We start from the raw sequence: 10,245 nt of genomic DNA, 5'->3' as shown, positions 1-10,245 counted from the left end.
TGGTTCAAAAGTTTACTATCAATCTCCTGAAAAGTAGGTTGCTGTAAAGTACGTTGTTGGGGGGTTTGAAAAAAAAAAAAAACAAAAAAAAAAAAAAAAAAAAAAAAAAATTTTTAAAAAATTATTATCCGCTGGTTTGTGCGTTTTCGCGATTGGTTCTCCCGCAACCCCCCAACAACGTACTTTACAGCAACCTACTTTTCAGGAGATTGATAGTAAACTTTTGAACCAGTATTAGGCACAAAAAAGCAACTAACATAAGAACGCCAGAAACTTTGCCAAATAGTTCTATCCGACTTCCGGTAATAATCACCCAAAATCGGCTTAATCGCCTCAGTAGCAGTTATCAAATGATAATGAGGCATATTCAAAAAGATGTGATGCGCCACATGAGTCCCAATATTGTGGTGAATCGGATTAATAAAACCATAATCATGGTCAATAGTAGAAATAGCACCTTTCAAAAAATACCAATCATCACCACGATACCAAGGAATATCAGGGTCAGTATGGTGTAAATAGGTAACTAAATCCAACCAAACGACAAACACAATGTAAGGTGCAAGGTAAAACTTAACCAGAAACAAAAACCCAAACTGGTAAGTCAAGAAACCCAAAAAACCCACCATCAAAATCATCAGAAACGTACTAGTAAGCACATCCCATTTTTCTGAAGGACGAAACAGCGGACTGCTAGGAAGAAAATGAGAGCCCTTCTTACCTGGAGAACGCTTAAACAGATAAATTGGATAAGCCAAAAGTAACAAATTGAAGCGAATTAACTTCTCAGACCAGTGCATTTCTTCATACTTGGACTGAGTTACCGGATACCAACTTTCATCAGTATCAATATTTCCCGTATTAGCGTGGTGTGTTCTGTGACTAATGCGCCAACCGTGATAAGGCACCAAAATCGGAATGTGGCTGAGGTGTCCGATTAAATTATTTAACCATTTGTGCTGCGAAAAAGAACCGTGACCGCAGTCATGTCCTACCACAAATAAAGCCCAGAACATAGTTCCCTGCATCAACCAAAAGATAGGGAAAAACCACCAAGAATCCAAAAAATAAGCTAAAGCATAAAGCCCAGCAATGATGGAAACATCTAAAAAGAAGTAAAAAAGTGACTTCCAAACAGAAGGTACAAAACAATAAGCCGGGATAGCCGCCTTAAGGTCTTGTAAAGTAAAAGGCAGTTCCCCTTGACGAGGCGACGGGTCTGCTACAGAAGGCTGTTTGAGATCGATAATATTAGACTGCACTAAGTTTCTCTTAGACCCGATTTTTAGACAACGGTATCATTTTATCCTCTTATGTCACTCCAACGTTAGTACTATTTCTGAGTTGGCTTTAATACTTTTTGGTTAAGAGAGGATTAAGCTTGTCGGGTGCGTCAGACACTAAAATTTTATGCCAGTCGCCAGAAATTTCAGCTTCTGATGCACCCTACCGAATTTAGAACTCGATATCAGTTCTTCGCGCCCCTTGAAAATCCACTTTTAACGCCTTCACTTCTGCTTTTACTTCCGCTTGCTGCCAAGCAGACTCCATCGCCTGACAAACAACTTCCGCTTTCTCTGTATCTGTCAAAGCCAAAAGCGTTGGCCCTGCACCACTAATCACCATACCATAAGCCCCAGCATTCACCGCTGCCGAGTAAACCGCATCATAACCTTGAATCAAACTCTTGCGATAAGGCTGATGTATTTTATCCTGCATCGCCACCCGCAACCAATTGCCCCTACCAGTTTCCAACCCGCGCACCAACAAACCCAAATGCGCCGCATTAAAAATCGCGTCCCCACGACTATACTCACTCGGCAAAACTTTCCTTGCCTCCGAAGTCGAAAGCTCAAAATCAGGAATAGCTAGCACTGGAACCACATCCCAATGCCAAGGAATATTACAAATCTCCCATTCCTCTCTGTGTTCTCTGCGTCTGGGCGGTTCCAAAATTAACCCCGTCGCCGCCAACCGACAACCCCCCAACAACGCCGGAACTACATTATCCGGGTGTCCTTCCATTTCAATTGCCAACTGCATCACATCCACCTGACGCAAAGGTTCCCCCGCCAATAAATTAGCACCCACCAAACCGCCAACAATTGCTGTTGCTGAACTACCCAAACCACGCGCCAAAGGCACACCTAATTTAATGTCAATTTCCACAGGTGGCGGCGTTTTTTGAATATGCTGATATAACTTCAAAAATGCTTGATAAAGCAAATTACTTTCGTCAGTTTGTACTCTTTCTGCTTCTGCACCAGTTACAGTAATTTTTAGTGGAGTTTCAGCTGAATTGATTTGCGTAAATTGGAATTCGTTGTAAAGGGATAAAGCTGCGCCAATGCAATCAAAACCGGGCCCAAGGTTGGCAGTTGTGGCGGGAACAGTAACAGAAATGGTAGAAACAGTAGACATTTGATATTTGTGTCAACTTACAGCGATTCATTATTCTACATCTTATTGATTCTTGCTTTCATATCTTTTGCTGCTAAGGCATATCCACCATCAGCACCATCAACAAAATGAACGTGCCGTCCTCCTGAGTTGACAGGTACAAGACAGGTCATCAATAAGCGATCGGAAACATGAGTGCCGTAAACTAGTTTACCTTTTTGATATTGTTTTTCTAAAAATTTAACTAACCGCTCTCGCTGTTGGCGATCGCCAGATATAATCATCCGTAACATATCATCAAATTTTTTGTAGTCAGTATTTTCTACCAACTCTAATTTATGTGCCTCCTCAGCTAAAGTATTGACTTTTATTAATCCTAAAAAAGCCGAGTAAAAGGTTTTTAATTTTAGTCTAATAAACCTCAACATTTTCTTTAAATTACTACTGTTTGGCTCTTTAATCTTTGCCATTTTGTATATACTTTCATTTGGAAAACATAGTTTGATATTTTCGGGAATTACTGGGTGAACATTTTCGATCGCACCAAAAATTTCATAAATCTCCTCTAAAACTATTTTGTAAACTTCTTTTTCTTCCTGCCAATCGCTTACTGTTGACATTACCAATAAACTAACAACTTCTTCATGGGGACTTAAGATATCTTGCCAGGGACAACGTAACCCGGAAAAATTAGCTGCCTCCGACATATTTTGAATTTGCAGATTATATATTTCCCCAGTAGTCGGATCTTTAATTAATTGTGTGGCGTAAGTCAGTCCTCCACCTGTAAAAATCCCTTGACTATAAGTTTCAGAAATTTTCAGTTTGGCAACTTTTACTTGGTAGTTTGATTGATTAACAACTGAGACAGGAACTATACCTACACGCAAATCTAAATTAAACTCCTGTTTAGCAAAATACTGTGTTGCTAACAATGCTTGTTTTGATTCTGACAACATAGGAATGGTGCGTTACACGATCGCTTTTTATAGGAATGGTGCGTTACACGATCGCTTTTTATAGGAATGGTGCGTTACACGATCGCTTTTTATAGGAATGGTGCGTTACACGATCGCTTTTTATAGGAATGGTGCGTTACGCGATCGCTTTTTATAGGAATGGTGCGTTACGCTTCGTTAACGCACCCTACGTTTAGAAGTTGCTGTAATTCTCTATTGCTTGCTTCATCCTTTGGATTACTTCGGCAACTGGAAGTGCGCCTAATTCTCCAGAAGCGCGAGTGCGGATATTTAAAGAATTAGATTCAACTTCTTTTTCTCCAACTATTGCCATCACGGGAATTTTTTGGGTTTCGGCATTGCGAATTTGTTTGGCTAAACGTTCGCCACTGGTGTCAGCTTCGGCACGAATTCCTAAAACTTGCAATTCTTTGACAACGTTTTGAATGTAAGGCAAAAATTCATCTTTCACTGACAACAAACGAATTTGAATTGGTGCTAACCACAAGGGAAAATCACCTGCATATTCTTCAATCAAAATCCCTATTAACCTCTCTAAAGATCCAAAAGGTGCGCGGTGAATCATTACCGGACGTTTGCGAGAACCGTCTTCGGCAACATATTCTAATTCAAATCTTTCTGGTAAGTTGTAATCTACCTGCACAGTTCCTAATTGCCATTCTCTATCTAAGGCATCTTGGAAAATGAAATCTAATTTCGGCCCGTAGAAAGCTGCTTCCCCGATACCTTCAAAGTAATTCATTCCCAAAGTTTCTACTGCACGACGAATCGCGTTTTGTGAGGTTTCCCAAACTTCATCGGAACCGATATATTTATCAGATTCAGGGTCACGGAAACTTAGTCTGGCTTTGAAGTTTTTTAGTTGTAAACTCTTGAATACTGAGAGAATTAAATCCACTACATTCAAGAATTCTCCGTCTAATTGTTCGGGGGTGACAAACAAGTGAGAATCATCAACCGTAAAGCCACGAACTCTGGTTAATCCGCCTAATTCTCCTGATTGTTCGTAACGATAAACGGTGCCGAATTCTGCCAAGCGCATTGGCAATTCCCGATAGGAACGTAACTCACTCTTGTATATTTGAATGTGGAATGGACAGTTCATTGGCTTGAGAACAAAACCTTGTTCGATCGCCTTTGCTTCTTCATCGTCCGCCATCATTGGGAACATATCTTCTTTGTATTTTTGCCAGTGTCCCGAAGTTTTGAATAAATCGACTCTGGCAATGTGTGGGGTAACAACTGGCAAATAACCCCGTTTGATTTGTTCTTGTTTGAGGAAGTCTTCTAAGGTACTTCTTAAAATCGTGCCTTTGGGAGTCCACAATGGTAAACCGGGGCCAACATCATCGGCAAAAATAAATAACCCCAGTTCTTTACCTAATTTACGGTGATCTCGGCGCAGTGCTTCTTCTTTGCGGCGTTTGTATTCTTCTAATTGTTCTGGTGTTTCCCAAGCAGTACCATAAATCCTTTGCAGTTGCGCTTTGGTGGCATCGCCACGCCAGTAAGCACCTGCAACGGTTTCTAGTTCAATGGCATTGGGGTTTAGTTCTGCGGTGTTTTCAATGTGAGGGCCAGCACAAAGATCCCACCATTGCTCACCTAAATGATAAATGGTAATCGGTTCTTGTAAACCTTCGAGGATTTCTAGTTTGTAAGGTTCGTTGATTGCCTTGATGCGGCGTTCTGCTTCTTCCCGACTGACTTCTTCCCGAATTACTGGCAGTTTGCGATTGATGATCTTGATCATCTCTTTTTTAATCGCTTTTAAATCTTTTTCGGTGAATGGCTCTGGACTATCAAAGTCGTAGTAAAATCCATTTTCAATCCAAGGACCGATCGTCACCTGTGCTTTGGGAAATAGTTTCTGCACAGCCATCGCCATCACATGGGAAGTTGTGTGACGGATTTTCTTTAAGGTTTCTGATTCACTGGTACGCGGTAAGTGGATTTTTGCTGGCTTTTCCTGAGAATCGGGTGATTCTGATCTAACGGATGGCTGATTAACCATGAGAAAACTACTTCAACTAATAAACAAATGTTTCGCTCGGGAATTGCATTTCCCCATAGCCTCTATCTTAATTGAGCAAGAGGGCAGAGGTGCGGCGCAGAAGTGCACAGGTGCAGAAGGTAAAAAATTCTCCTTGTCCCCTTGTCCCCCTGGGCTAATTCATGTTCGGAGGAGAAAATCATTTAAGTGGAACAGGACTGACACAGAACATCTAATGTAGGGGTAATTCATGAATTACCCCTACATTAGATGTTCTGCCTCTGTCTTATAGCCTGCCCTTGTCCCCTTGTCCCCTTGTCCCCAGTGCCCTTCCTAAAGAACTATTTATAAATTGTTAAGAAATGTAAATGAAATTAAGGTTATGATTTAGTTAGATTAGTAATACTCGATTTCATGCTCAACTCTAACCTGCCGGAACCGGAATTGCTCAAAAGCGTGTTACAACCTTTACTGGAAGATTTTCAGTATTGGTTTGGTCGATCGCGCACTCTACTAGAAACAGAAACCATATCCTTTTTAGAGTCTCAGCAGCAATCCGATTTATTAAATCGGGTGAAGCAAGCTCAGAATGAGGTAAGTACGGTGCAGATAATGTTTCATGCTACTGGCAGTCAAGTTGGTGTAGAAACAACAACCCTGTTTCAGTGGCACCAATTAGTTGCCGAATGTTGGAAGATTTCCATGCGATTTCGGATGGAACAAGCAAATGAGCACAAAAGTGATTCTTAGATAATTGTATTTAAGATGTCTGCTCAAAAAAATTTTGTTGATGTTTGCTTAAGTTGTGTTGACTGTTTTATAAATCAAAGTACCGTAAAAAACTTTTGACTAGGAGGAGGATCTCTATGTTGCACTTGCTGTACATATTAGCTTTTACTTGTTTGGCGTTTTTAGCTGTGGGTAATTTGATTCGGAATTTGATTAGGATTAGTGCTGACTACCAATACAGTACTTCTCCATATAATAGGTCTTCTGCAAGTCAAAGATCTATTCGTCGCGATCGCCCAGTGCCACATCCAGAATTTCTTGATGATTCTGGCAATTTAATTGATGAACCTTTGTTGATTATGAAGTCGATCGCAGTTGAAGATGCGCGGCAGAAATTAGAATCTCTTTACGAAAATCCTCCCGAAAATTCTGCTCCTTAATCTTTTTAAGTAGGTGTAAATAAATAAAGTGATAATAGTTATCTAAGAATGGGGCAGGCTAGGAGAGCCCACCCCACAGTAGGGGAAATTCATGAATTGCCCCTACTGTGGGGTGGGCATCCTGCCTGACGAGAGTTTTTACTTTATTTATATCTACCTACTTATGAACTGAGTAAGCTTTAATAAATTGAGTGAAAAAATCCCCGTCTGGTTTTAGTTTTGACGGGGAGAACACTGAAGTGTTCACAACGAACAATGAACTTTACCTGATTAGATAAATATTATTAGCAGCCCAGTGTTTTTTGGGGCTGTTTTCTTTGTGTAGAACGGAGATTTTTTGGATTTCTACATCACAGGCGACATGAGAAGGAAGTACTGACTTTTGGACATGAGAAATTTGTTCTACTAGGTTTTGCCAGTTGACTTTTTCCAGGTTTTCTAACACTAAATGGGCGTTTCCTACTCGTTCAATTGAACCTAAACCTATTACTGACATTCCGCTTGCTAAAGCAGCTTTTACTCCTGCTTCGGCATCTTCGATTACTAAACATGCGCTGGGTGCTAAGTTTAATTGTAAGGCGGCGTGGAGGAAGGTGTCGGGTGCTGGTTTTGGTTGAATTACGCTGTTGCCATCTGCGATCGCATCCACTTTATCCAAAATCCCCAAACCTTGCAATACTTCTTTGGCATTTTTGCTAGATGAACTGATGCCAATTCTAATGTTATTTGCTTGTAATTCAGCTAACAAATTTCCCACTCCGGGTAACAAATCAGCGGGGGAAATGCTTTCAATAAATTCCAAGTAATAACGATTTTTGCGAATCATCATTTCATGAAATTTTTCTTCGCTGACTTGGCGATCGCCCAACAGTAGCAACAATGATTCTCTTCTGGGTAAACCTTGTAAAGCTTCATTTATTGGGAGATCGAAAGGTAAACCTTCTTCATCAGCTAACTTTTGCCAAGATAAATAATGATATTCATCAGTATTAGTGATAACTCCGTCTAAATCAAAAATTACACCTTTGATTGTAGTTGGTTTGAGGTCGAATTCATACAAGCGATCGCGCCATTGAAAACGGAACTTTAACCTTGTCCAACCAGGGGGTAATTTTGGTGTAGCAACAGGCCCATTTTCGGTTAATTTCACACCAGCAAAACCAAACACTATTGCTTGCCAAACTCCACCAGCAGAAGCAGCATGAATGCCTTCATTAGCATTTCCCCGCACATCTTCTAAGTCTACTAAAGCCGCTCGCATAAAATGCGTATAAGCTTCATCCAATTTATCCAGATCGCAAGCTAAAATAGCGTGAATTGCAGGCCCTAAAGATGAACCGTAAGTATGATCCGTGCGAGGTTCGTAATAATCCCAATTCTTTTGTAGAGTTTGGCGATCGTATTTGTCACGCAGCAAATACATCAACATTAAAACATCAGCTTGTTTGAGAACTTGTCTTTGATTTGCACCTTCAATTCCTAAGATTGCTTGCATGGAACGAGTGCGAGGTTCATAATCAGCTAAATTGATATCTTCGCGAGCGAAAAACCCTTCAAATTCTTCTATTAAACCTGTTTCTTTGTTATGTAAAATCAAAATTTTGTCGATGATATCTGCCCATTTTTCTAAATGAGTAGCAGTGATATTAAGTTTTTGTTCTAATTCGGTTGACCAATCAGGATATTCTTTTCTTAACCAAGAGAGGACGGAAAAAGCGGTTGGCAAATGCCATTGCACCATGCTATTAGTAAAAGCGCTGTTATCTACGATTTCGTGATTTTCATCAGGGCCAATTACATTTTTGAGTTCGTAACATTGACGATCGCCATTCCACTCCACACAACTCGCCCAGAAATTCGCCGTATCTAAAATAATTTCCGCCCCATAATCACACATCCAATCATCATCTTCCGTCGCTTGCCAATATTGCCAAACGGCATAAGCCACATCAGAATTAATATGGAGTTCGCGATCGCCACACCAAATCCGAACTAACTCACCACTCGGAGTTGGAATCCAACGCGGAGTTACTTCTTCCCCCGTCGCCGCACTTTCCCAAGCATACATCGCCCCGGCAAAACCCGCGTCTTTCGCCTTCTTTCTCGCCCCAGCTAAAGTGTGATAGCGATAAGTCAATAAATTTCGCGCTAACTCCGGTTTAGTAAAAATTAGGAAAGGAACTACAAAAATTTCCGTATCCCAAAAAACGTGACCGCGATAAGCAAAACCCGAAAGAGTTTTTGCTGGAATACTAACTCGATCGTCATCCCTTGGCGCAACTGCCAAAATTTGAAATAGATTATAACGAACAGCTAATTGTGCTTTAGAATCGCCCTCAATTACTACATCACAAGTTTGCCATTCTTGCGCCCAAGTTTGAATATGCAACCGACGCAACATCTCATAACAATCATTTCCCGAATCCCAACCATAGAATAAATCTTTGAGTTTTTCTTGGGCAGTTTGGGCGGGGTTTTTGCAATCCCTAGAAGTGAAAACAGTAACTATCTTTTCTATAGCTACAGTTTTTCCCGGTTGTGCTTGAAAACAGGTAGTCACCGTCGGATAACCCTGACAACCGAAACTTCGCAGCAAAGTATTCTCGCAACACACACTCAGATGAGTCGCCATTCCTAATTCAATATTGGTGTGGCGACTCCGCATCAGCAACCAAGCACTATTATTATGTATGCCTTGATCCAACCAGTTCCAGTGCATTACGCCTTGGTTATCAGCATAGCCATTGATACCCGCTTGTACTTCCACCAAACCTGAAAAATTTACTGGTGTGACTAAACAGCGAATCGCTAAGACGTGCCGATCGGCTAAACTGGCGAAACGTTCAAATTGCAGATTTACAATCTGTCCTTTTGGACTTTGCCAAGATACGCGACGTTGCATTAGTCCTTGGTTTAAGTCAAGCCGACGCTCATAATCTAACACTTTACCTTGGTCGAGGCGAAAGCGTTCTCCCGCAAAACAAATAACCAAAGGTAGCCAGTCAGGACAGTTAACTAACTCTGTATGTACTACGGCTACGTCATCATAAACGCCGTGAATGAAGGTAGCTGGCAAATCATTGGGATAACCTTCTTCAAAAGTGCCACGAGTTCCCAAATAACCATTACCCAAGGTGAAAACTGTTTCTTGATGGTGCAACTGTTTAGAATTGAACTGAGTTTCCACTACAGTCCAATCGGCAGTGTTAGCTGAAGTTGGTTTTGCAGATGGTCTACTGAGTGTTTGCATTTTGGAATAATTGCTTGCTGGCAAGTTCGTCTAACTGTACAAAGAGAAATTGAGCGTATCCTCACAACCGCCTTGTACTCTGGCTTTGCTTTGTCGCACCCAGTTTCAACAATGCGGAAAGAACAAGAAAGGTCAAAGCTGTATTAGCTCTTCTCCTTTTAGGAATCCCCCCAAAGAGGTAGAAAATTGCTATAGGTCGAAAAATTGATGCGAAATGATACTTTTTTTAATAAAACTTCATAATTATAAACAAAAATTTACAGGAGACTCACATACCAAGGTCTTTTTTGAAGTACGTTGTTGGGGGGGGGGGGGGGGAAATAAAAGAAGGAAAAAAAAAAAAAAAAAAAAAAAAAAAAAAAAAAAAAAAAAAAAAAAAAAAAAAAAAAAAATGAAAAAAAAAAAAAAAAAAAAAAAAAAAAAAAAAAAAAAAAAAAAAAAAAATAAAAAAAA

At 40.4% G+C, this 10,245-nt stretch carries 8 protein-coding genes; 3 read left to right on the top strand and 5 right to left on the bottom strand.

All coding sequences use genetic code 11. From position 1 onward, the window contains the following. Window positions 1–194: 194 nt before the first annotated feature. The 4 genes from ACE1CC_RS10205 to thrS form a co-directional block, all read right to left on the bottom strand. Complete coding sequence (locus ACE1CC_RS10205; protein ID WP_413270355.1) at window positions 195–1,262, bottom strand: DUF3474 domain-containing protein; 1,068 nt, start codon at window positions 1,260–1,262, stop codon at window positions 195–197. A gap of 193 nt (window positions 1,263–1,455) precedes the next feature. Beyond that, a complete protein-coding gene (gene thrB, locus ACE1CC_RS10200) occupies window positions 1,456–2,421 on the bottom strand; it encodes a homoserine kinase (protein ID WP_413270354.1) in 966 nt (321 codons plus the stop codon). A 35-nt stretch (window positions 2,422–2,456) separates the two neighbouring features. Beyond that, complete coding sequence (locus ACE1CC_RS10195; RefSeq protein WP_413270353.1) at window positions 2,457–3,359, bottom strand: DUF3095 family protein; 903 nt, start codon at window positions 3,357–3,359, stop codon at window positions 2,457–2,459. Between the two features lie 193 nt (window positions 3,360–3,552). Continuing rightward, a complete protein-coding gene (gene thrS / locus ACE1CC_RS10190) occupies window positions 3,553–5,394 on the bottom strand; it encodes a threonine--tRNA ligase (protein WP_413270352.1) in 1,842 nt (613 codons plus the stop codon). Between the two features lie 393 nt (window positions 5,395–5,787). Between thrS and ACE1CC_RS10185 the strand changes: the two genes are divergently transcribed. Continuing rightward, window positions 5,788–6,123: a DUF2605 domain-containing protein gene (locus ACE1CC_RS10185; RefSeq protein ID WP_413270351.1), complete on the top strand. Its 336-nt coding sequence runs from the start codon at window positions 5,788–5,790 to the stop codon at window positions 6,121–6,123. A 116-nt stretch (window positions 6,124–6,239) separates the two neighbouring features. Further along, window positions 6,240–6,542 (top strand): DUF2973 domain-containing protein, encoded by a 303-nt coding sequence (locus ACE1CC_RS10180; RefSeq protein WP_413263654.1) that lies wholly within the window; start codon window positions 6,240–6,242, stop codon window positions 6,540–6,542. 262 nt (window positions 6,543–6,804) lie between these two features. Here the strand turns inward: ACE1CC_RS10180 and pgmB are convergent, their stop codons facing one another. After that, window positions 6,805–9,792: a beta-phosphoglucomutase gene (gene pgmB / locus ACE1CC_RS10175; protein WP_413270350.1), complete on the bottom strand. Its 2,988-nt coding sequence runs from the start codon at window positions 9,790–9,792 to the stop codon at window positions 6,805–6,807. A 214-nt stretch (window positions 9,793–10,006) separates the two neighbouring features. Here pgmB and ACE1CC_RS10170 point away from each other — a divergent pair. Further along, the coding region (locus ACE1CC_RS10170) for a hypothetical protein (RefSeq protein ID WP_413270349.1) at window positions 10,007–10,245 on the top strand (239 nt) is incomplete at its 3' end.

The organism is Floridaenema aerugineum BLCC-F46, assembly GCF_041929345.1.
Classification (GTDB): Bacteria; Cyanobacteriota; Cyanobacteriia; order Cyanobacteriales; family Aerosakkonemataceae; genus Floridanema; species Floridanema aerugineum.
This window is presented reverse-complemented; position numbering and strand designations above follow the sequence as displayed.